Source organism: Comamonas sp. HJ-2 (assembly GCF_053615495.1).
This window is the reverse complement of sequence record NZ_JBSIFD010000026.1, coordinates 38220-58028: the sequence shown is the minus strand read 5'-3', so window position 1 is coordinate 58028 and position 19809 is coordinate 38220. Positions and strand designations below refer to the sequence as shown.

The window sequence follows — 19809 nt, the reverse complement described above, 5'->3', positions numbered from 1 at the left end:
CCGTCTCCTTGCTTGATTGGGCCTGGGCCCTTTGATGAAATTGGAACTGCCGTGATGCGCTTGACTGAAGTGCGCACCATGCTATGAACTTAAGAGCTTTCATGAATGGAATGCCGTTCTCAGTGCATCCATTTGAGCGGACCCGTGACCAGCTGAGGGAAGATCACGAAGAGCACGGCCAGCAGCACATAAACCATCAGGAAGGGATTCGTGCCCTTGATCACGGTCTCCATGCGCAGCCTGCCGACCCCGGCCACCACGTTCTGCACCGTGCCCACCGGAGGGGTGATCAGGCCGATACAGCCCACATAGATGAACATGAAGCCGAAGTACACGGGATCGATGCCGGCCTTGACGGCCAGCGGCGCGCAGACCGGACCGAAGATCAGAATGGTCGGGGTCAGATCCATGGCGGTGCCGACCACGAGCAGGAAGAGCATCATCACGGCCATGAAGAGCATGGGCTGATCCAGCAGACCCGAGAAGCTGTCGGCCAGCATATTGGGCAGGTCGGCGAGCGTGATCATGTAGGCGGTCACAGTGGCCGCTCCGCAGAGGAACATCACCACGGCGGTGGTCTTGGATGCGCCCAGAAAGACTTCGTAGAGCCTGCTCCAGCTCATCTCCCGATAGACCACCATGGACACGAACAGCGCGTAGACCGCGGCCACCACTGCGGCTTCTGTCGGCGTGAAGACGCCGCCCTTGAGGCCACCCAGAATGATGACAGGCATCATCATGGCCCAGAAGCTCTTGGCCAGTGCCTTGAGGCGCAGGCCCCAGCTCACGCGTTCACCCGAGGTCAGCTGGTATTTGCGCGCGATGAACCACCAGGCGGCAATCAGAAAACCGCCCATGAACAGGCCGGGAACGACGCCCGAGAGAAACAGCTTGCTGATGGAGGTGTTGGTGGTGACGCCGTAGATCACGAACGGCATCGAAGGCGGAATGATGGGGGCGATGATGCCGCCCGACGCCAGCAGGCCGGCGCTGTAGCTGTCGGGATACTTCTGGTCGCGCATCATCGGCAGCAAGATGGTGGCCAGCGCGGCGGTGTCGGCAATGGCCGATCCGCTCATCGAGGCCAGCAGCACGGCTGCGCCGATGGCCACGTAACCGAGGCCACCCGGGATATGACCGACAAAGGCGCGGGCCAGATCGATGATGCGGCGCGACAGGCCGCCGGCATTCATCAGCTCACCTGCCAGGATGAAGAATGGCACGGCCAGCAGCGGGAAATTGTCGAACCCGGCTTGCAGGTTCTGCGCGAGCAGCTGGGTGTCGAAAAAGTCCAGGTGCCACATCAGTGCAACACCGGTGAGTATCAATGCATGCGCAATCGGCATGCCGATCACCATGCCGCCTATCAGCACGGCGAGAAAAATCAGGGTAACGACCATTGCGCTCTCCTTACTCCACGCTGGTTTCAGAAGATTCGGACGGGGTACCGCGCAGCATGTCGCGCACCACGACCAGCAGCATGCCTATGGCCAGCACCAGCGTCGCCGCTGCGCCCAGAGCCAGGGGGTAGCCCAGCACGGTGCTGTAGCTGCTCCAGCCGGCAACGACCTGCTCCCAGGAGCCCCACAGCAGCAGGGCCATGCAGGCGCCGATCAGCAGTTGCGAGACCCAGAACAGGACTTTGCGGGTGATCGGGCCGACCCGCGATGTCACCATGTCGAAGCCCAGATGGGCGCCTTCGAAAGCCGCCACGATGGCGCCGATGGCCACCAGCCACACAAACAGCAGGCGCGAGATCTCCTCATAGGAGACGATGCTGGTGTGGAAAACGTAGCGCAGCACCACGTTGACGAAAACGGCAACCACCATGCCGGCCAGGGCCAGCACCATCAGGCCTTCGGCCAGGCGCTTGAGCCATGGCTTGCGGCCCTGTGCCTCTTTGCGATCTTCAGACATTGGCTGTCTCCTGCTGTCTTTATGCTTGGGATTCGCGCCTTGCCCATTGCCGGGCCGCGAGCGCGATGTCGTTGAGATTCATGGTGGCGCTGACGGTCAGAACATCGGGCTCCTGACGCGGGTCTTCCAGCGTCGTGAACTGATTGGCCACCAGGTCGGGTGAGAAGAAATGCCCGGGTCGGGTCTGGACGCGTTCCAGGGCCGTGGCATAGTCGAGATCGAGAAACACAAAACCCAGCTGCTGGGCGCTGCGCAACTGGTCGCGGTACTTGCGCTTGAGCGCCGAGCAGGTCAGTACCAGGCCGTGTTCGGCATCTGCCTGAGCCAGTCGCTGCGCCAGGCGTTCCAGCCAGCCTTCGCGGTCGGCATCCGTCAGGGCAATGCCGGCCTGCATCTTGGCCACGCTCTGGGGGGAGTGGTAGCTGTCGCCTTCCACCAAGGTCCACCCCAGTTGACGGGCGATGGCTTCTCCTGCGCTCGATTTGCCGCAGCCGGAAACACCCATGACGACGAGTGCCGACATGGTGCCCTGAGGCTGGATCTTGCTTTGAATCATTTTTGGATAGCGCTATCCGATGTGGTTAAAAAATGAGCAGCCTGCTGCTTTCTGAGATTGGCTTCAGACCTTGGTCGAAGGCAAGTCAGTGCTTTCATCAAGCTGCTTTTACAGACTTCATTTCAAGTCCGGATAGCGCTATCATACTCAAAAAACTTCAGGCATCTGATTAGGAGATTCCCTTGCCTCCCGAGACCCGTACCAAGAGTGAAACCCCGGCCGACAGCGCTTCTTCAAGGCGATCTCGTGCCAGCGGGCGTGTCACCCTCAGCGATGTGGCACAGGCTGCGGGCGTGAGTCCGATGACGGTCTCCAGAGCCTTGCGCGGAGAGCGTAGAGTGGCTGCTGCCCTGGTCGACAAAGTGCGCGAGGTTGCGGCTTCTCTGGGTTATGTGCCCGATCTGGCAGCGCGTGCACTGGCCTCGCAAAAAAGCACTCAGGTGCTGGTACTGGTACCCATGCTCTCCAACACCTTGTTTGTGGAGGTCCTGGAGGCTGTGCACAAGGTGCTGTTTGCCCAGGGCTATCACATGCTGATCGGCGTGACCCACTACGACCCTGCGGAGGAAGAGCAGTTGCTGCGGGCCTATCTGCCCATGCGACCTGCCGGGCTGTTGCTGACCGGGTTTGATCACAGCGAAGAGTCGCGGAAATTATTGGCTGCCAATCCCGTGCCGCGCGTGCATCTCATGGAGTTGCGCGAGCCCGGCACGGGCCCCGATTGCTACAGCGTAGGTTTTTCTCAGATTGCAGCTGGCGCTGAAATGACCCGTCATCTGCTGGACAAGGGATACAGACGCATCGCATTTTGCGGAGCCCAGCTCGACGCGCGTGTCATGCAGCGCCTGGAAGGTTATCGGCAGGTGCTCAAACAGGCCGGCCTGTATGACCGGAGCCTGGAGATTCTCAATCCCGAGCGTTCATCGCTGGCGCTGGGTGCAAGGCAGTTTGAGACACTTCTCAAGGCGCGGACTACGGTGGATGCCATCTTTTTCTGCAATGACGACATTGCACAAGGCGCATTGCTGGAGGCCAATCGCATGGGGGTCAAGGTGCCGGAGCAGGTGGCGATCGCCGGGTTCAACGATCTGCCTGGCAGTGATCAGATGGTGCCGCCTCTGACCACCATCCATACACCCAGGGATGAAGTGGGCAGAAAAGCTGCCAGCATGCTGCTGCAGTTGCTGGCAGGGGACACCGTCAGAGAGGCCAGCGTGGATCTGGGCTTCAGGCTGGTGCCCAGGGCCAGCACCTGAGTTGTCGGCGTCAGGCTTCCGAGCCTGACTTGCCTCGCCCGGTAATCTTGTCTTTGAGGTCCAGCAGTCGGGTCACGGCGGAGCCCATGCCCATGAGCTGCATGGCGGTCTCGGGAGACAGACGCTGAACATCGTCAAACCAGCTCATCAGCTTGTCGATGAGCTCGTGCATATCGCGCATGCGTTGCTGGGCGTAACGTTCTTCGTCGGTACTGGCTTCTTCCATCATGGCGGCACGCAGCATGGACTGCGTGGGCTCGATCTCGCGGCGGCGGCGCTCTTCGGCCAGTCGCTTGAAGATTTCCCAGACATCCTCGGGTGCCTGGAAGTATTCGCGCCGGTCGCCGGGCTGGTGACGCAACTGAACCAGCCGCCAGGCCTGCAGCTCCTTGAGCCCCATGCTCACATTGGAGCGCGAGAATTCCAGCGTGTCGGCAATCTGGTCTGCGTTCAGCGGCTCGGGCGAAATGAACAGCAGGGCATAGATCTGCCCCACGGTGCGATTGATGCCCCAGCGGCTGCCCATCTCGCCGAAATGCGAAACAAATTGTCGGCTCAGCTCCGACAGTGGTTTGGCTTGCGTCATGGCCTCCATTGTGCCTTTGCCCGGGGTTCTCAGTGGGGCAGGGAAATCAAGCCGGAGTGCAATCGCTCTGGTTTTGTTCATGCTTGGCGCATGAAGCCCGCGCAGATATGTTTCGTAAAACTTGCAACGCTGTCAGCAAATTGTTGGGAATCGGCGCAAAATCGCCATCCTGTTTTAAGTCGGCTTCTTTACGTTGCCTGTTGCCGGGCAAACTCACCCTGCTGCCGGGCAGCCCATGGGCTGCGGGCGGCCGTGATCTGATGGTTCAAAGTTCTATTTCCTCTCATTCCCGCAGTGCCCTGATCGACTGTACCAAGGGGCTGGCTTGTGCTGCCATCGTCTGGCATCACCTGGCTTTCTACGGCCCCATGTCCGATGTTGCTCACCCTGTCATGCCCGACCTGCTGGACTGGCTCTATGAGTACGCCCGTATGGCCGTGCAGATCTTTCTGGTGATCGGCGGTTTTCTGGCTGCAGCCAGCCTGGCTCCCATGGGTCTGGCGCGGTTTGATTCACCCTGGTCCAAGATTGGCAAGCGCTTTGTGCGTCTGGTCGTGCCTTATGCCGTGGCACTGGTGGTGACGATCGTGGTGTCTGCGGCGATTCGTCCCTGGTTCGATCACGAGTCCGTGTCCGCCGACCCCGATCTATGGCAGCTCATGGCCCATGCCTTGCTGCTGCAGGGCATTGTGGGCGAGGAGTCACTGTCGGCTGGCGTCTGGTATGTGTCCATAGACTTTCAGCTGTTCGCCGCGACCGTGCTGCTGCTGGCCGGAGTGCGCTGGCTGCAGCAATGGGCGCTGAAACGCTGGGGCGATACGGCCATGAAGCGCTGGTGGCCCTGGGCTGTGACTGGCATGCAGGGGCTGGTGGTCGTGGGGACGGCAGCTTCGCTGCTGAGCTTCAATCTCGATGCAGACCTGGATGTCTGGGCGATTTATTTCATGGGTGCCTATGGCATCGGCATGATGGCCTTCTGGGCGGTGGCGGCAGACAAGCGCCTGACGGCCTGGAGCTGGGGCATGCTGATTGCGGCTCTGATCATCGGCGCACTGGTCTATGAGTGGCGTGACCGCATTTTTCTCGCCGGCGTGACCGCGATGCTGCTGATCGTTTGCATGCGTACCGAGGTCATTGCCCGCTGGCAGGGTTTTGCGCCGCTGCGTCGCCTGGGAGAGATTTCCTACTCGGTATTTCTGATTCACTTTTCCATCTGCCTGCTGGTCAACGCAGTGGTCAACCATTTCTGGCACGGTTCGGTCACCGCCGCCGTGGTGGGCATCCCGTTTGCCTTTGTGCTTTCACTGACTGCCGGCTACGCGCTGTATCAACTGGTGGAGCGCCATGTTTCGTCCTGGAGTCAGGCCCTGCGCTGGCAGGCAGGCCTGATCGGCGCGGGTCTGCTGACCACCATGCTGGCCGGCTTGCGCTGAGTCTGATCCAGGCAACAAAAAAAGCAGCTCCGGTGAGCTGCTTTTTTGTTGGGTGAGCCGGTTCAGCGATGGAGCTCGCCCGCGCTTTCGGGCTGGAACTCGATGGCATCCACACGCACGGTTACCTGGCCGGTAGGGCTGGGCATCTTGAACTCATCGCCCACTGACAGGCCCAGCAGGGCGATGCCTACCGGCGCAAAGATGGAGACCTTGTCGGCGCTGCCATCCATATCCTTGGGGTAGACCAGTGTCAGCGTATTGGTCTTGGCGATCTCGAGAATGGTGAAGCGCACGGTGGAGTTCATCGTCACCACGTTGGCGGGTATTTCTGCGGGGTCGAGTACATCCGCGCGGTCCAGCTCCGCCTCCAGTGCATCACGGCCGGGGAACTGGCTGTTGTTCTTTTCCAGCAGCGATTCAATGCGATCCAGGTCCAAGGAGGACAGAGTGATATTGGGCTTGCGCTCCATGTAGTAACTCCCTTGCGAGATGGTGTGGTTGGCGCTTTGGCGTTGCGCAAACGGACAAAAGCCCGGGCAACGGTGTTGTCCGGGCCAAGGCATTCAGTGAAAGGCACCAACTTGGTGCATTGAAGGGATTGTCGGCGCTGAATCGCAAACTGCCAAGCCATCTCGCACTCACTGAGTGCGGATTGACTTTGAACTTGCTCTAGTTAATGGAGCGTGCTAAGCCTGTAGAGCAGTGGGCGCAGTCATTTTTCATCCAGATCTGACTCAATCAACCCTCACCGTATTGACCGGGATGCAGCCATGGTCAGTGCCCATTTCTTGCAATGAATAACTGTATTTATGTACAGTTGTTTTATGAAGAAACTTTCCTCATCCTCTGGACTGGAATCCATTCGGACCGATGTGCCGGTGCGGCTCATCAAGGGGCGAGGGGCTGCCAGCCAGATCACGCACCGGTTTGCACGGGAGCTGCGCCAGGGTTTCGATGACGGCTGGGGCAAGTCCGAACAGGATGAAGGAAGCGAAGAGGGTGAGGAGGTCAAGACCTGGTGCACCCATCTGGAGTGGGAGCGGGCTAAATCAGCCCTGAGCCGCCACGAATCGCCGGATCTGCCTTTTCATCTGGGGCTCAATCCCTATAGAGGATGCGAGCACGGATGCATCTATTGCTATGCCCGGCCCACGCATGGCTATCTGGGCTATTCGCCGGGTCTTGATTTCGAAACCCGGCTGATTGCCAAGCAGAACCTGCCCGAGGTGCTGCGCGCCGAGTTATCCCGGTCCAGCCATGTGGCGGCCCCCATCATGCTCGGCTCGGTCACGGACTGCTACCAGCCTGTGGAGCGCGAAGTCGGGTTGACGCGCCGCGTGATAGAGGTCCTGGCGCAGGCCAGGCATCCGTTTTCCATCGTCACCAAGGGCAGCGGCATCGAGCGCGACCTTGATTTGCTGGTGCCGCTGGCACAGCAGCATCTGGTGGCCGTTTATGTGACGCTGACCACCTTGCAGCCCGAGCTGGCCCGGCAGCTGGAACCACGCGCCGCCGCACCGCATCGGCGGCTGCGCATGCTTCGGACCCTGAGCGAGGCAGGTATACCCGTAGGCGTCAGCCTGGCGCCGCAGATTCCGTTCCTGAACGACGATATGGAGCAGGTGCTGGCCGCAGCCAGCGAGGCCGGTGCAAGACAGGCTTTTTATGCAGTGCTGCGTCTGCCGTGGGAAGTGGCTCCGCTGTTCAATGAATGGCTGACGCTGCACTATCCCGAGCGTGCCCAACGCGTGATGGAGCGGGTGCGGGATCTGCATGGGATCAGCGAAGCGGGCAGAGCCGACGGCAAGGTCTACAACAGCATGTTTGGCCAGCGCATGAAGGGAACGGGCGCCTGGGCCGATATGCTGGCGCAACGCTTTGCACTGGCCTGCCGCAAGCTTGGGCTGAATCGTGAGCGCGTGCAACTGGACTGCGATCAGTACCATCATTCCTTGCTGTCGCCGCAGCAAAGTCTTTTCTGATGTTTCGTCTCAGTCCGTTGCGTGCCGACTCGGAACGGGTCGACGCAGCAAGCTGCAGCTACCCGGTTGCAAGAAGCCGGAATCTGGCATGACTCCGGCCTTTTGGGCGCCTGAACTGTTTACTGAGCTTGGTAATCAATGGACTTGAGCAAGGCCTGCTGGCGCTGATAGGCCTTCTGCAGTTCGTTCATCAGCGCTTCCGGGGTCGCGTCGGTGCCCGACTCCATGCCCATGTCCCTGAGCCTGGCCTCGACCTGGGGCTGCTTGAAATACTGCAGCGCGATCTCTCTGACCCTGGCCTGCACATCGGCAGGGATATCCGGGCGCGACCAGACGCCGAACCAGCTTACTTCGGACAGTTGCGGGTAGCCCAGTTCCTTGAAAGTGGGCACATCGGGCAGTTGGACCATGCGCGTAGGGTAGTTCACGGCCAGCGGCTTGACCTTGCCGGCCTTGATCAGCGGCAGGGCGGTGGTGAGCCCGTCCATCATCAGCGGCACATGGCCGCCCATCAGGTCGCTGAGTGCCGGAGGGGAGCCCTTGTAGCCCAGGTGCTTCATCTTGATATTGAGCAACTGCCCCAGCAGCATGCCCGAGGTATGGCCGCGCATGCCTGTGGCATACGAGGCAAAGTCCAGTCCGTCGGCCTGCTTTTTGCCGTAGTCGCCGAGTTGCTGCAGATTGCTGGCCGGGAAGTCCTTGTTGGCAATCAGCACCAGACCGTTGCGGCTGAGCTGGGCCAGAGGTTTCAGATCCTTGAAGGGCTGATAGCTGACTTTGTAGGCCAGCGGCGTCTCGCTGACTATGCCGCCCTGGATCAGCAAGAAGGTGTGGGCGTCCTTGCCGTTGGCGAGCAGGTCGTTGACGGCCAGCACGCCGGCCGCTCCGGGCTTGGATTCGACAATCACGGGCTTGCCCAGCTGCTTTTGCATGCCGTCGGCCAACAGGCGTGCCAGCGAGTCAGCATTGCCGCCGGCCGGGCCGCCGACCACCAGGCGTATGGGCTTGACGGGCCAGGGCGCTTGCTGCGCCATGGCCGCTGCACTCAGGCTCAGGCCGGTTGCCAGAGCAACGGCCCTCCAGAGCATGGTTTGTTTCATCATTGTCTCCTCTGTTTTTTGACTGTCCGGCAGCCACCGCTGTGCCAGCGCAACGGGCCGCCGCACTGTCCCGGCGAGAGAGTTCTGGCCGAGGTGCCCGGGCAGCACTGTCAAAAAATTCTCGGCGCAAGGGGAGCAGAGGGTTTGACGAATTACGCCAGCTTCTTGGCCGTTGGAGCGATCAAGGGTTTTGGAGCGGTCAGTAGTACAGGCAGATTGGGAGCCGCGCTGCCTTCAATGGCCTTGAGGAAGGAGCGCACCAGCAGACTTTCGCTGCGCTCCTTCATGCAATAGACATAGGTGGTGGTGCTGGCCGGGTCGCCGGCAATGCGCACGGGCCTGAAGCGCGGGTCGGCGATGAATTCGGCTTCGGACACGGCGCCGATGCCCAGGCCGCGCGCCACGGCCTCGCGTATGGCTTCGCGGCTGCCGATCTCCAGCTGGGTGCGGGGCTTCACGCCGGCTGCCTGCAGCGCTTTCTCGATAGCGGTGCGCGTGGTCGAGCCTTGCTCACGAAGCAAGAGCGGCAGGCCGTGCAGCTCGCCCAACTCGACTTGCTCGCGCCTTGCCAGCGGATGGTCGATATGGGCAAACAGAATGATGGCGTGACGCGCGTATTCGCGCACCAGCAGCTCGGGCCTGTCATAGAGACCGGCTAGCACCGCCACATCGGTGGTGTAGTTCTCCAGATCGTGCAGCACCTGCTGCGAGTTGCCCATGCGAATCGACAGCTTCATGCCGGGATGGCGGGCGCTGTAGGCCGCCACCATCTCGATCACGTGAAACGGCCCCACGGCGCCGATCTTGAGCTCGCCCTGGTTGAGCTGGCCCGAGTCACGCAAAAAGAATTCTGTTTCAGCCTCCAGTGCTAGCAGCTTCTGTGCCAGCGTCATGAGCTTGTGGCCGGCGCCGGTGAGCGTCATGCGATAGCCCTGGCGATGGAAGAGCTCGATCTGGCTTTGCCGCTCCAGCGTAGCGATCTGGCTGGAGACCGTGGGCTGGCTGACGCCCAGGGCGCGGGCCGCCGCGCTCAGGCTGCCTTGCTGGGCCACGGCGATAAAGGCTCGATATCGGGCGGTGCTCATGCAGGTTTCATCTCAAGGTTTGATCTATGGAAGCTGTCAAAACTGATTCTGAAACCTTCACATGACAGTCATATGTCGTCCCTAATATTTGCGTCAACGCACTGCAGTGACGGTGCGATGGCGGCAGCCAAGCCGCACTCTACAGACGCACTTGCAAAGGATGAAATCCATGACGATGACCCGCAACACCTGGTTGAAGGCCGCAGCCGCCAGCCTGGCCCTGGCCGCCACCACCGGCGTCATGGCGCAGCAACCCACCGAGCTGCGCGTGGGCCTGATCCCTTCCGAGGATGCCCAGGCCATGATGCGCGCCAGCCAGCAGGTCATGGACCAGCTGGCCGCCAAGACCGGGCTGAAGATCAAGCCCTTTGTGGCCAACGACTACAACGGCGTGATCGAAGCCATGCGCTCGGGCAAGATCGACGTGGCCTACTTCGGGCCCTTCTCCTATGTGCTGGCCAGCCAGCTGGCAAATGCCGAGGCCTTTGCCATTCCCGTGGCCAAGAAGTCCGGCAAGAGCTCGTACAACAGCATCATCATCAGCAAAAAGGACAAGGGCCTGGGCACCGTGCCCCAGTTGCAGGGCAAGACCTTTGCCTTTGTCGATCCCAGCTCGGCATCGGGCCATCTGTTTCCCAAGGCCGGCCTCAAGGGCGAGGGCATCGATACCGACAAGTATTTCTCCCGCGTGATCTTCTCGGGCTCGCATGACGCCAGCATCATGGCCGTGGCCAACGGCAAGGTGGATGCGGCGGCCGTGGCCGATCCCATCTTCCAGACGGCGGTGGCCAAGGGCCATGTGAAGGCCGAGGATTTCCAGGTCATCTGGCGCTCCAAGGACATCCCCGAGTCGCCCATGGCCTGGCGCAAGAATCTGGACGAAGCCACCAAGAAGAAAGTGGCTGCGGCACTGGCCGAGATCAAGGGCCTACCCTGGGGCGACCGTGGCGAGCTCAACGGTTTTGCGCCCACCAGCGATCAGGCCTACGACGTGGTGCGCCAGACTGCCAAGGCGCTGAATCTGGACCTCGGGAAGATGAAATGATCAGCATCCGCAATCTGCGCAAAAGCTATGGCAGCAACCATGTGCTGAATGGCATAGACATGGATGTGAAGGCCGGCGAGTTCGTGGTGATGTTAGGTCTGTCGGGTGCCGGCAAGTCCACCTTGTTGCGCTGCATGAACGGGCTGAATCAGCCCGACAGCGGCCAGCTGCAGGTGGGCGGCATCGACCTGATGCGCAGGCACTCGCGCCGCGAGTTGGCCCGCCATGTGGCCATGGTCTTTCAGCACCACAACCTGGTGCAGCGCCTGTCGGTGCGCAAGAACGTGCTCACGGGGCGGCTGGGTCAGGTCGGCACGCTGGCCTCGGTGCTGCAGTTGTTCAAGCAAAGCGATATCGCACTGGCCGATGCCTGCCTGCAGCGTGTGGGCCTGGCCCACAAGGCCGATGAGCGCACCGAAGCGCTCTCTGGCGGGCAGATGCAGCGCGTGGGCATTGCCCGTGCCTTGGCGCAGCAGCCGCAGCTGATTCTGGCCGACGAGCCCGTGGCCAGCCTGGATCCCAAGACCGCGCGCAGCGTGCTGCAGTATCTGCGCGATGCCACGCGCGAGCTGGGCATTGCCGTGGTCTGCAATCTGCACCAGGTTGATTACGCCCGGGAGTTTGGCGATCGCATCGTCGGCCTGTCGCAAGGGCGCATGGTGTTTGACGGCGTACCGGCGATGTTGGACGAGGCTGCGCTCAACGCCATCTACAGCGGCGAGCCTCAGCCCGCCGGACATGCGGCAGACCAGGGCGCTGCGCTGCATCTCAGCAGCACCGCAGTCGGCAACTGGCTGCCCGGGGCGATGTCGCCAGCCACTGCCGCAGGAGGTCTGCAATGAACAGCCAGAGCTTGAAACAGACCGATCGTTGGCAATGGACGGCGGGGCGCCCCGAAAGCACTGGCGGCTGGCTGGGCTATGCCGCAATGGCCTTGGCCATCGGCTGGGTGCTGCACTGGAGTGCTGCGGGCGCGCAGATGAGCTGGAGCGAGCTGGCGGGCGGCATGCCGCAGATTGGCGACTTTCTATCACGCTCGGTGCCGCCGGACTGGAGCATGCTGCCGCGCCTGTGGGCACCGGCGCTGGAGACGATACAGATCGCCATCTGGGGCACGTTGCTGAGCGTGATTCTGGCCCTGCCTTTGTCTTTCATTGCCGCCAGCAATCTGCACGGCTGGCACTGGCTGCGTCGCATCACGCGCCAGTTTCTCAATGTGATCCGCAGCATCAACGAGCTGATTCTGGCGCTGGTATTTGTCTCGGCCGTGGGCCTGGGCCCCTTCCCCGGCGTGCTGGCCCTGGCCCTGCACGGCATGGGCATGCTGGCCAAGTTCTTTGCCGAAGCCATCGAGGAGATCGACGACGGCCCGCTGCAGGCCTTGCGCAGCGCCGGTGCCAGCCAGCTGCAGATCATCGCCTTCGGCGTGGTGCCCCAGGTCATCACCGCCTGGATTGCCGTGGTGCTCTACCGCTTCGAAGTCAATCTGCGTTCGGCCACCGTGCTGGGCATGGTGGGCGCGGGCGGTCTGGGCTTCGAGCTGGTCAGCAGCCTCAAGCTGTTCCGCTACCAGGAGACCGCGACCTGCATCATTGTCATCACGGTGATGGTGATTGCCGCCGACATGGCATCGAACTGGCTGCGCAGCCGCATACAGCAGGGCACTCGTCACTGATCTCGCTGCGGTGCCGGTGTGTGCCGCAGTGCTTGAACCATCAAAAATATGAGCTATCAGCGCTTGGTACATAAGCGCCAAGGGCTGATTTCGTTCAAAAAATGTCAAAAGGCTTTCTCGTGTGGACCTATCACAACCCCGTGCATATCAGCGTGGGTCGCAACAGTCTCGATCAGCTGCCGGCCTTGCTGGCCGGGCGCAGCTGCCTGCTGGTCACCTTTCCCGAGGCCGAAAGTCTGGGCCTGGTGCAGCGCATGCGCCAGCTGCTGGGAGCGCAGCTTCGCGGCGTGATCGACAGCATTGCCCCCAATCCCGATGTGCAGTGGCTGGCGCCGCTGTACGAGCAGGTGCAGCGTGACCATGCCGAGGTGCCCGTGATCGTGGCCCTGGGGGGCGGCAGCGCCATCGACTCGGCCAAGGCCTTGATCTGCCATACGCCCGGCGGCCGTTTTGCCGATCTGCTGGCGCTGCTCAAGCAGGGTGGCCAGTTGGGGGCGGGAGGGCACAAGGCCCTGATCGCCATCCCCACCACTGCCGGCACGGGCAGCGAAGTCACGCCCTGGGCCACGATCTGGGATCAGGCCGCCGGCCAGAAGTATTCGCTGCACCAGTCCTGCACCTGGCCCGAGGCCGCGGTCATCGATGCCGAGCTGATGACCAGCCTGCCGGCCGGCGCCACGCTGGCCTCGGGGCTGGATGCGCTGTCGCATGCGCTGGAATCCATCTGGAACGTGAACCGCAACCCGGTCTCCATGGCGCTGGCCGTGCAGTCGGCGCGCCGCACCCTGGCCACGTTGCCCGCCCTGATGCAGGATCTGGATAACCCACAGCTGCGCAGCGAGATGGCCGAAGCCGCGCTGATGGCCGGCCTGGCTTTTTCCAACACCAAGACCGCACTCGCGCATTCGCTGTCCTACGACATCACGCTGCAGCATGGCGTGCCGCACGGCCTGGCCTGCTCGTTCAGCTTGCCCCTGGTGCTGGAGATGGCGCTGGGCGCAGATGCGGTGGCCGATGCCGCCTTGCTCTCCATCTTTGATGCCGGCACGCCTGCAGCGGCCGTCGAGCGTCTGCGCAGCATTCTGCAAGGGCTGGGCGTTGCCACCGATCCAGCCCACTACGGCGTGCCGCCCGAGGCCTGGAGCGCCATGGTGCAGAAAGCCGCGAGCGGTCCGCGCGGTCGCAACTTCATACGCTCTCTGAGCTGAGTCCTGCAACCCGATCACGTTCCCGCTTTCCATCCTGTTGAAGTCACCACTGAAAAAAATCATGAACTCCATCGCTCAAGCCGAAACCCTGGTCCTGTCCCAGCCCTCTGCCGACCTGTCACCGCTGCAAGCCGTCATCTTCGACTGGGCCGGCACGCTGGTGGACTTTGGTTCGCTCGCACCCACGCAAATCTTTGTCGAAGCCTTTGCCAGCTTCGGCATCAGCATCACGCTGGTGCAGGCACGCGGCCCCATGGGCCTGTCCAAATGGGACCATATCCACCAGTTGCTGCAGGATGAAAGCATTGCCGCGCAATGGCAGAGCGCTTTTGGCCGGACGCCGACCAACGAGGATGTGGATGCCATCTACGCGCGCTTCATGCCGCTGCAGATTGCCAAGGTGGGCGAGTTCTCGGCCCCCATAGCAGGCGCTGTGCAGACGCTGCAATGGTTGCGGGACCATGGTCTCAAGGTCGGCTCATGCTCGGGTTACCCGCGCGAAGTGCTCAACCAGTTGCTGCCTCAGGCCGAAGGCGCAGGCCTCAAGCCCGACTATGTGGTGGCCGGCGACGAGCTGGAGGCCGGTGGCCGCCCCGGGCCCTTCATGGCACTGGCCAATGTGCTGGCGCTGGGCATTGGCGATGTGCGTGCCTGCGTCAAGGTGGACGACACCGTGCCCGGCATCGAGGAGGGTCTGCGCGCAGGCATGTGGACCGTGGGCCTGAGCCTGTCGGGCAACGAGGTCGGCTATAGCGTGGAGGAGTTTGCCAGGGCGCCCGAGCAAGAGGTCGAGGCCCGTGTCGCCGTGGCCGAAGCCAAGCTCAAAAAGGCCGGTGCCCATTACGTGGTGCGCAGCGTGGCCGATCTGCCGGCCGTGCTGGTGCAGATCGCGGCCGAGATGCGTGCCGGAAAAATGCCGTTCTAGGACTCGGTTCTGGAGCTTGCAGACCCGGTCGCAAGCCCGGCCCTGATAAGCCAAGCCCCAGGCCTGACGGCCCGGGGCTTTTTTATGCAGTTGGGGCTCAGCCTGCGGGTGTCTGCGCCTCGGGATCGAGCTGCTCGTGGTGCTCGATGACCTTGCGCATCAGCTGTGTGAAGAGTTCGCGCTCGGTCTCGCTCAGCGGGTCCAGCATCTGCTGCTGGGCTTGCAGCACGGAGGGGCCGGCATCCGCCAGCAGGGCCTGGCCCTCGGGCGTCAGGGACAGCAGACGCACGCGGCGATCCTTGGCCGTGTGCTGGCGCAACAGCAGACCGCGTGCTTCCAGGCGGTCGATCACGCCGCCGATGGTGGATTTGTCAAAGCCCACTTCCATGCTCAGCGTGCGCTGGTCTATGCCTGGCAGATGCACCAGTTTTTGTAGCACGGCAAATTGCAGAGGCGTCACGCCCCAGGCTTCGGTGGCCTGGCTGAACACGGCCACTGCCACCTGTTGCAGGCGGCGTATGCCGTGGCCGGGAAAGGTTTCCACCTCCAGGCGTGGAAAGATGGGGTGGCTGCTGGCGCTGTCTGAGGCAACGTTTGGCAGTGCAGAGTTAATCATGGTTTTCCCTAGGTGGGGTTGGCATTTCAAGTTTCGAATAATACGATGCATGCATTTGGTATGCATACATACTATTTGTGTGCGGACTGATTGGGCAGACACTGGCGTCTGCGCACTTGAAGAACTTGAGGCCTCCATGCAGTTTCATTTGAACGGTTTTCGTCCTGGCAACCCCTTGATCGCTCCAGCTTCGCCGCTGGCCCCTGCCCATACCGAGACCGTGCCCTCGCAGGTCGATGTGCTGATCGTGGGCTGCGGCCCTGCCGGCCTGACGCTGGCCGCGCAACTGGCGGCCTTCCCCGATATCCGAACCTGCATCGTGGAACAAAAGGAAGGCCCCATGGAGCTGGGCCAGGCCGATGGCATTGCCTGCCGCACCATGGAGATGTTCGAGGCCTTCGAGTTCGCCGACTCCATACTCAAGGAGGCCTGCTGGATCAACGACGTCACCTTCTGGAAGCCCGATCCTGCCCAGCCTGGCCGGATCGCCCGCCATGGCCGCGTGCAGGATACGGAAGACGGTCTGTCCGAGTTCCCTCACGTCATCCTGAACCAGGCGCGCGTGCACGACCACTATCTGGAGCGCATGAGCAACTCGCCCAGCCGTCTGCAGCCGCACTACGCCCGCCGAGTGCTGGATGTGAAGGTCGACCACGGCGCTGCCGACTATCCGGTCACCGTGACGCTGGAGCGATGCGACGCCGCCCATGCCGGTCAGATCGAAACCGTGCAGGCCCGCTATGTGGTGGGCTGCGACGGCGCGCGCAGCAATGTGCGCCGCGCCATCGGCCGTCAGCTGGTCGGCGACTCGGCCAACCAGGCCTGGGGCGTGATGGATGTGCTGGCCGTGACGGACTTCCCCGATGTGCGCTACAAGGTGGCCATTCAGTCCGAGCAGGGCAATGTGCTCATCATCCCGCGCGAAGGCGGTCACCTGGTGCGCTTTTATGTGGAGATGGACAAGCTCGATGCCGACGAGCGTGTGGCCAGCCGCAACATCACGGTGGAGCAACTGATAGCAACCGCCCAGCGCGTGCTCCATCCCTACAAGCTTGAAGTCAAGAACGTGCCCTGGTGGTCGGTGTACGAGATCGGCCAGCGCATCTGCGCCAAATATGACGATGTGACCGATGCCGTGGCCACGCCGGACTCGCCCCTGCCGCGCGTCTTCATCGCCGGCGATGCCTGCCACACCCACAGCCCCAAGGCCGGTCAGGGCATGAATTTCTCCATGCAGGACAGCTTCAACCTGGGCTGGAAGCTGGCCGCCGTGCTGCGCAAGCAATGTGCGCCCGAGCTGCTGCACACCTATTCGTCCGAGCGCCAGGTCGTGGCCCAGCAACTAATCGACTTCGACCGCGAATGGGCCAAGATGTTCAGCGACCCGGCCAAGGAAGGCGGCCAGGGCGGTGTGGACCCCAAGGAGTTCCAGAAGTATTTCGAGCAGCACGGCCGCTTCACGGCCGGCGTGGGCACGCACTATGCGCCCTCGCTGCTGACGGGGCAGGCCACGCATCAGGCACTGGCCAGCGGCTTCACGGTGGGCATGCGTTTTCATTCCGCACCGGTGGTGCGCGTCTCCGACGCCAAGCCCTTGCAGCTGGGTCACTGCGGCAAGGCTGATGGCCGCTGGCGCCTGTATGCGTTTGCAGGTCAGAACGACCTGGCGCAGCCCGAGTCCGGCCTGCTGGCGCTGTGTCGCTTCCTGGAGAGCGATGCCGCATCGCCGCTGCGCCGCTTCACGCCATCCGGCCAGGATATCGACAGCATCTTCGATCTGCGTGCCGTCTTCCCGCAGGCCTATACCGAGGTGGCACTGGAGACGCTGCCTGCCTTGCTGCTGCCCCCCAAGGGCCAGCTGGGAATGATCGACTATGAAAAGGTGTTCAGCCCCGATCTGAAGAATGCCGGTCAGGACATCTTCGAGCTGCGCGGCATCGACCGCCAGCAGGGCGCTCTGGTGGTGGTGCGTCCCGACCAGTATGTGGCCCAGGTTCTGCCTCTGGGCGACCACGCTGCATTGAGTGCCTATTTCGAGTCTTTCATGCGGGCCTGAGAGCCCGTGACCTAAGGGCTACTGAGCAGCATCAACGCCTGAAAGGTGTTTCAGGGAGGGCATGGCCCTCCCTTTTTGCGTCCGGGGCGGTGCGAGCGGGCGCTGCTTGCTACGATGTTTGCTTGTGCTCAAGAGGAGAAGACATGCTGTTGATCGTGGGTACCGTGCGTTTGCCGTCCGAGAACCTGGCCCTGGCCCGGCCCGCCATGCGTGCCATGGTGGAGGCCTCGCGTGCCGAGCCGGGCTGTCTCGAATACGGCTATGCCGAGGATGTGCTGGTGCCGGGGCTGATCCATGTGAAGGAGCTGTGGGAGGATCAGGCGGCGCTGGATGCACATTTCGCCTCCGCGCATATCCAGGCCTGGCGTGCCGCCTGGCCGGAGCTGGGAATCGGACAGCGGGATCTGCGGCTCTACGAGGTGCAGGCCCCGCGCGCCACCTGAGCTGTATGCCGCCCGGCTGTGGCCGCCGCTTAAAGGCACCTGGATTGACGGCACCTAGCCTGGAGCCTGCTGCAGCTTGATGATGTCGACCGAAATTTCCACCGCCGTCACGGCGCAGCGGTTTTCAAGCCAGTGCGTGGTGTTTCTGTCTTCGGGCCAGCCCACGCCCGGGCCATAGTCGGTGGCCACGCCGTTTCTATGGTCGGTGATGCAACCTTCGAGGATGTAGACCATGCCGGGTCGGTCTTTGTGGTCGTGAACCGGGCCGAAGACGCCGCCTGGCGCCATGGTCACCAGGCGCATGCGAAGCTGGCGTCCCGCCATGCCTTCGATCTCGGGGCCCAGGTCGAGCGTGGCCAGCATTTGCACGGCCACCCCCCGGGTTTCGGGGACTTGCTGTTGCTTGGACATTCTTTGCTCCTTCGCGCCTCGTCATGGCCGTTGAAGCGAACCTGTCTTCGCTCAGGCCGGTTGCCAAAAGTGTGATCTCTTGCTGGCGCACAGGAAAGCCAAACCCATGTCATTGGCGTGGCGCATTTTCCATGTCCATTGCTGGGCGGGGAGAGGCGCTGCGGCCTGCACAGCCTGGCACTTGTCCCCGGAGCAGACGCCTGGAGGGTGATTCCCTGACAATGCGCAAATGACTTCCCAAGAACAACCGCGCAACCCGCTGCATGGGCTGACGCTTGAGCGCATCGTTACCGATCTGGTGGATTACTACGGCTGGCGCGAGCTGGGGCGCCGGGTGCCCGTGCGCTGCTTCAATCTGGATCCCAGCATCTCTTCGAGCCTGAAATTTCTGCGCAAGACGCCCTGGGCGCGCGAACAGGTGGAGCAGCTGTATGTACAGACCCAGCGTGCCGATGAGCGCGAGCAGCAGCGGCGCGCGAGAAGATCGGAGCGCTCCGAGGACTGATCCGGCGCCGGACCGCATCAAGAAGAAACCGCCGTCAGGCGGCTTTTGCCCGTGTGGGGTGACAGCTATGGCCGGGCAGTCTCGGCCGCGCGAACCCGTTCCAAAGAATCAGGCGCCCAGTTGCTGCGCATGGTGGCGCAGATGGTCGTCGACAAAGCTCTGGATGAAATAGTAGCCATGGTCGTAGCCCGCATGCCGGCGCAGCGTGAGCGGCTGACCGGCCTTGGCGCAGGCGGCTTCGAAGGCTTCGGGCAGCAATTGCCTTTCGATCAGGAACTTGTCGGCCAGACCCTGGTCGATGAGGATGCCTGCGGGATAGGGGGCAGAGGCTTGCGCGCCCATCAGCTCGCTGGCGTCATGCCTGGCCCATTCGGCCTTGTCTTCACCCAGATAGCCGCTGAAAGCCTTGTGGCCCCAGGGGCAGTTGAGCGGGTTGGCAATCGGTGCAAAGGCCGAGACCGACTTGAACCGGCCGGGGTGGCGCAATGCCAGGGTCAGCGCGCCGTGGCCGCCCATGCTGTGGCCGAAGATGCCCAGATGCTGCAGGTCCACGGGTAGCTTGCTGCCGACCAGGGGCAGCAGGTCATTGAGAATGTAGCTTTCCATGCGCCAGTGCAGCGCCCAGGGCTTGGTGGTTGCGTCCAGGTAAAAACCGGCGCCCACGCCAAAGTCCCAGCTGTCGGCCTCGCCCGCCAGACCCGCGCCGCGCGGGCTGGTATCGGGGCAGATCAGGGCGATATTGAGTTCGGAGGCCAGGCGCTGGGCGCCGGCCTTGATCATGAAGGTTTCCTCGGTACAGGTCAGACCCGCCAGATAGAGCAGGGCCGGCACCTTCTCGCCCATCACGGCCTTGGGCGGCAGATAGACCGAGAACTTCATGGCGAGGCCGATCTCGGAACTATGGTGTTCGTAATAGCGCTGAGCGCCGCCAAAGCAGGCGTGGGCGTTTTTGAGTTCCATGGCAGTCACTCCTAAAAGAAAAGCTGCTTGCGCTCGTCAATAAAGCGTTT

At 62.4% G+C, this 19809-nt stretch carries 21 protein-coding genes; 11 read left to right on the top strand and 10 right to left on the bottom strand.

The features are described 5' to 3' along the window. Positions 1 to 119: 119 nt before the first annotated feature. Genes ACWGXF_RS19930 through ACWGXF_RS19920 form a run of 3 tightly spaced genes read right to left on the bottom strand, consistent with a single transcriptional unit; the run spans position 120 to position 2473 of the window. On the bottom strand, positions 120 to 1400 hold the full coding sequence (locus tag ACWGXF_RS19930) for a TRAP transporter large permease (RefSeq protein WP_012839281.1): 1281 nt from the start codon (positions 1398 to 1400) through the stop codon (positions 120 to 122). Positions 1401 to 1410: 10 nt separating this feature from the next. Next, positions 1411 to 1917, bottom strand: a complete 507-nt coding sequence (locus ACWGXF_RS19925; protein WP_012839280.1) for a TRAP transporter small permease — start codon at positions 1915 to 1917, stop codon at positions 1411 to 1413. A 19-nt stretch (positions 1918 to 1936) separates the two neighbouring features. Further along, on the bottom strand, positions 1937 to 2473 hold the full coding sequence (locus tag ACWGXF_RS19920) for a gluconokinase (protein ID WP_003065728.1): 537 nt from the start codon (positions 2471 to 2473) through the stop codon (positions 1937 to 1939). Positions 2474 to 2655: 182 nt separating this feature from the next. Between ACWGXF_RS19920 and ACWGXF_RS19915 the strand changes: the two genes are divergently transcribed. After that, positions 2656 to 3729 carry an HTH-type transcriptional regulator GntR gene (locus ACWGXF_RS19915; RefSeq protein WP_054074651.1) on the top strand — a complete coding sequence of 358 codons (1074 nt, stop codon included), beginning with the start codon at positions 2656 to 2658 and terminating at the stop codon, positions 3727 to 3729. Positions 3730 to 3739: 10 nt separating this feature from the next. Here ACWGXF_RS19915 and ACWGXF_RS19910 read toward each other — a convergent pair whose 3' ends face one another. After that, the gene (locus tag ACWGXF_RS19910; protein WP_003053080.1) at positions 3740 to 4324 is read right to left on the bottom strand and encodes a GbsR/MarR family transcriptional regulator; all 585 of its coding nucleotides are present in this window, start codon (positions 4322 to 4324) and stop codon (positions 3740 to 3742) included. A gap of 251 nt (positions 4325 to 4575) precedes the next feature. Here ACWGXF_RS19910 and ACWGXF_RS19905 point away from each other — a divergent pair, with 251 nt between their 5' ends. Beyond that, positions 4576 to 5748 (top strand): acyltransferase family protein, encoded by a 1173-nt coding sequence (locus ACWGXF_RS19905; protein WP_039050678.1) that lies wholly within the window; start codon positions 4576 to 4578, stop codon positions 5746 to 5748. A gap of 62 nt (positions 5749 to 5810) precedes the next feature. On the opposite strand, the gene rnk is transcribed toward ACWGXF_RS19905, so the two are convergent. Beyond that, the gene (gene rnk, locus ACWGXF_RS19900; protein WP_003063629.1) at positions 5811 to 6218 is read right to left on the bottom strand and encodes a nucleoside diphosphate kinase regulator; all 408 of its coding nucleotides are present in this window, start codon (positions 6216 to 6218) and stop codon (positions 5811 to 5813) included. A 354-nt stretch (positions 6219 to 6572) separates the two neighbouring features. Between rnk and ACWGXF_RS19895 the strand changes: the two genes are divergently transcribed. Continuing rightward, positions 6573 to 7730, top strand: a complete 1158-nt coding sequence (locus ACWGXF_RS19895; protein ID WP_256631004.1) for a PA0069 family radical SAM protein — start codon at positions 6573 to 6575, stop codon at positions 7728 to 7730. Between the two features lie 119 nt (positions 7731 to 7849). On the opposite strand, the gene ACWGXF_RS19890 is transcribed toward ACWGXF_RS19895, so the two are convergent. Together ACWGXF_RS19890 and ACWGXF_RS19885 are read right to left on the bottom strand one after the other, a co-directional pair. Then, positions 7850 to 8830, bottom strand: coding sequence for a Bug family tripartite tricarboxylate transporter substrate binding protein (locus tag ACWGXF_RS19890; RefSeq protein WP_012839276.1), 981 nt, complete (start codon positions 8828 to 8830; stop codon positions 7850 to 7852). A gap of 152 nt (positions 8831 to 8982) precedes the next feature. Further along, entirely contained in the window at positions 8983 to 9915 is a 933-nt protein-coding gene (locus ACWGXF_RS19885) for a LysR substrate-binding domain-containing protein (RefSeq protein ID WP_003063623.1), read from the bottom strand. 169 nt (positions 9916 to 10084) lie between these two features. Between ACWGXF_RS19885 and phnD the strand changes: the two genes are divergently transcribed. The 5 genes from phnD to phnX all read left to right on the top strand — a co-directional run bounded on the left by phnD (position 10085) and on the right by phnX (position 14768). Continuing rightward, positions 10085 to 10960, top strand: coding sequence for a phosphonate ABC transporter substrate-binding protein (gene phnD, locus ACWGXF_RS19880; protein ID WP_057092829.1), 876 nt, complete (start codon positions 10085 to 10087; stop codon positions 10958 to 10960). Continuing rightward, positions 10957 to 11802 (top strand): phosphonate ABC transporter ATP-binding protein, encoded by an 846-nt coding sequence (gene phnC / locus ACWGXF_RS19875; RefSeq protein ID WP_452102398.1) that lies wholly within the window; start codon positions 10957 to 10959, stop codon positions 11800 to 11802. Before phnD ends, phnC begins: the two co-directional genes overlap by 4 nt. Continuing rightward, positions 11799 to 12635, top strand: coding sequence for a phosphonate ABC transporter, permease protein PhnE (gene phnE, locus ACWGXF_RS19870; protein WP_003063616.1), 837 nt, complete (start codon positions 11799 to 11801; stop codon positions 12633 to 12635). Before phnC ends, phnE begins: the two co-directional genes overlap by 4 nt. 119 nt (positions 12636 to 12754) lie before the next feature. Beyond that, on the top strand, positions 12755 to 13843 hold the full coding sequence (gene psrA / locus ACWGXF_RS19865; RefSeq protein WP_041744616.1) for an iron-containing alcohol dehydrogenase PsrA: 1089 nt from the start codon (positions 12755 to 12757) through the stop codon (positions 13841 to 13843). Positions 13844 to 13904: 61 nt separating this feature from the next. After that, positions 13905 to 14768, top strand: coding sequence for a phosphonoacetaldehyde hydrolase (gene phnX, locus ACWGXF_RS19860; RefSeq protein ID WP_452102397.1), 864 nt, complete (start codon positions 13905 to 13907; stop codon positions 14766 to 14768). A gap of 97 nt (positions 14769 to 14865) precedes the next feature. On the opposite strand, the gene ACWGXF_RS19855 is transcribed toward phnX, so the two are convergent. Beyond that, a complete protein-coding gene (locus ACWGXF_RS19855) occupies positions 14866 to 15384 on the bottom strand; it encodes a MarR family winged helix-turn-helix transcriptional regulator (RefSeq protein ID WP_034407124.1) in 519 nt (172 codons plus the stop codon). Positions 15385 to 15520: 136 nt separating this feature from the next. On the opposite strand from ACWGXF_RS19855, the gene ACWGXF_RS19850 reads away from it, so the two are divergent. Together ACWGXF_RS19850 and ACWGXF_RS19845 are read left to right on the top strand one after the other, a co-directional pair. Continuing rightward, the gene (locus ACWGXF_RS19850; protein ID WP_452102396.1) at positions 15521 to 17440 is read left to right on the top strand and encodes an FAD-binding monooxygenase; all 1920 of its coding nucleotides are present in this window, start codon (positions 15521 to 15523) and stop codon (positions 17438 to 17440) included. Positions 17441 to 17583: 143 nt separating this feature from the next. Next, on the top strand, positions 17584 to 17883 hold the full coding sequence (locus tag ACWGXF_RS19845; RefSeq protein WP_003063606.1) for a putative quinol monooxygenase: 300 nt from the start codon (positions 17584 to 17586) through the stop codon (positions 17881 to 17883). 54 nt (positions 17884 to 17937) lie between these two features. Here ACWGXF_RS19845 and ACWGXF_RS19840 read toward each other — a convergent pair whose 3' ends face one another. Continuing rightward, positions 17938 to 18294 carry a cupin domain-containing protein gene (locus ACWGXF_RS19840; RefSeq protein ID WP_039050658.1) on the bottom strand — a complete coding sequence of 119 codons (357 nt, stop codon included), beginning with the start codon at positions 18292 to 18294 and terminating at the stop codon, positions 17938 to 17940. A 229-nt stretch (positions 18295 to 18523) separates the two neighbouring features. Between ACWGXF_RS19840 and ACWGXF_RS19835 the strand changes: the two genes are divergently transcribed. Then, positions 18524 to 18799, top strand: coding sequence for a VF530 family protein (locus ACWGXF_RS19835; protein WP_003063602.1), 276 nt, complete (start codon positions 18524 to 18526; stop codon positions 18797 to 18799). A gap of 108 nt (positions 18800 to 18907) precedes the next feature. On the opposite strand, the gene fghA is transcribed toward ACWGXF_RS19835, so the two are convergent. Beyond that, positions 18908 to 19759 (bottom strand): S-formylglutathione hydrolase, encoded by an 852-nt coding sequence (gene fghA / locus ACWGXF_RS19830; RefSeq protein WP_012839265.1) that lies wholly within the window; start codon positions 19757 to 19759, stop codon positions 18908 to 18910. Positions 19760 to 19809: the final 50 nt, after the last annotated feature.

Bases quoted from the DNA above. Each gene is read 5' to 3' on its own strand.
- ACWGXF_RS19930 (WP_012839281.1), bottom strand. From the start codon at position 1,400: ATGGTCGTTACCCTGATTTTTCTCGCCGTGCTGATAGGCGGCATGGTG.
- ACWGXF_RS19925 (WP_012839280.1), bottom strand. From the start codon at position 1,917: ATGTCTGAAGATCGCAAAGAGGCACAGGGCCGCAAGCCATGGCTCAAG.
- ACWGXF_RS19920 (WP_003065728.1), bottom strand. From the start codon at position 2,473: ATGATTCAAAGCAAGATCCAGCCTCAGGGCACCATGTCGGCACTCGTC.
- ACWGXF_RS19910 (WP_003053080.1), bottom strand. From the start codon at position 4,324: ATGGAGGCCATGACGCAAGCCAAACCACTGTCGGAGCTGAGCCGACAA.
- ACWGXF_RS19905 (WP_039050678.1), top strand. From the start codon at position 4,576: ATGGTTCAAAGTTCTATTTCCTCTCATTCCCGCAGTGCCCTGATCGAC.
- rnk (WP_003063629.1), bottom strand. From the start codon at position 6,218: ATGGAGCGCAAGCCCAATATCACTCTGTCCTCCTTGGACCTGGATCGC.
- ACWGXF_RS19895 (WP_256631004.1), top strand. From the start codon at position 6,573: ATGAAGAAACTTTCCTCATCCTCTGGACTGGAATCCATTCGGACCGAT.
- ACWGXF_RS19890 (WP_012839276.1), bottom strand. From the start codon at position 8,830: ATGAAACAAACCATGCTCTGGAGGGCCGTTGCTCTGGCAACCGGCCTG.
- ACWGXF_RS19885 (WP_003063623.1), bottom strand. From the start codon at position 9,915: ATGAGCACCGCCCGATATCGAGCCTTTATCGCCGTGGCCCAGCAAGGC.
- phnD (WP_057092829.1), top strand. From the start codon at position 10,085: ATGACGATGACCCGCAACACCTGGTTGAAGGCCGCAGCCGCCAGCCTG.
- phnC (WP_452102398.1), top strand. From the start codon at position 10,957: ATGATCAGCATCCGCAATCTGCGCAAAAGCTATGGCAGCAACCATGTG.
- phnE (WP_003063616.1), top strand. From the start codon at position 11,799: ATGAACAGCCAGAGCTTGAAACAGACCGATCGTTGGCAATGGACGGCG.
- phnX (WP_452102397.1), top strand. From the start codon at position 13,905: ATGAACTCCATCGCTCAAGCCGAAACCCTGGTCCTGTCCCAGCCCTCT.
- ACWGXF_RS19855 (WP_034407124.1), bottom strand. From the start codon at position 15,384: ATGATTAACTCTGCACTGCCAAACGTTGCCTCAGACAGCGCCAGCAGC.
- ACWGXF_RS19850 (WP_452102396.1), top strand. From the start codon at position 15,521: ATGCAGTTTCATTTGAACGGTTTTCGTCCTGGCAACCCCTTGATCGCT.
- ACWGXF_RS19845 (WP_003063606.1), top strand. From the start codon at position 17,584: ATGCTGTTGATCGTGGGTACCGTGCGTTTGCCGTCCGAGAACCTGGCC.
- ACWGXF_RS19840 (WP_039050658.1), bottom strand. From the start codon at position 18,294: ATGTCCAAGCAACAGCAAGTCCCCGAAACCCGGGGGGTGGCCGTGCAA.
- ACWGXF_RS19835 (WP_003063602.1), top strand. From the start codon at position 18,524: ATGACTTCCCAAGAACAACCGCGCAACCCGCTGCATGGGCTGACGCTT.
- fghA (WP_012839265.1), bottom strand. From the start codon at position 19,759: ATGGAACTCAAAAACGCCCACGCCTGCTTTGGCGGCGCTCAGCGCTAT.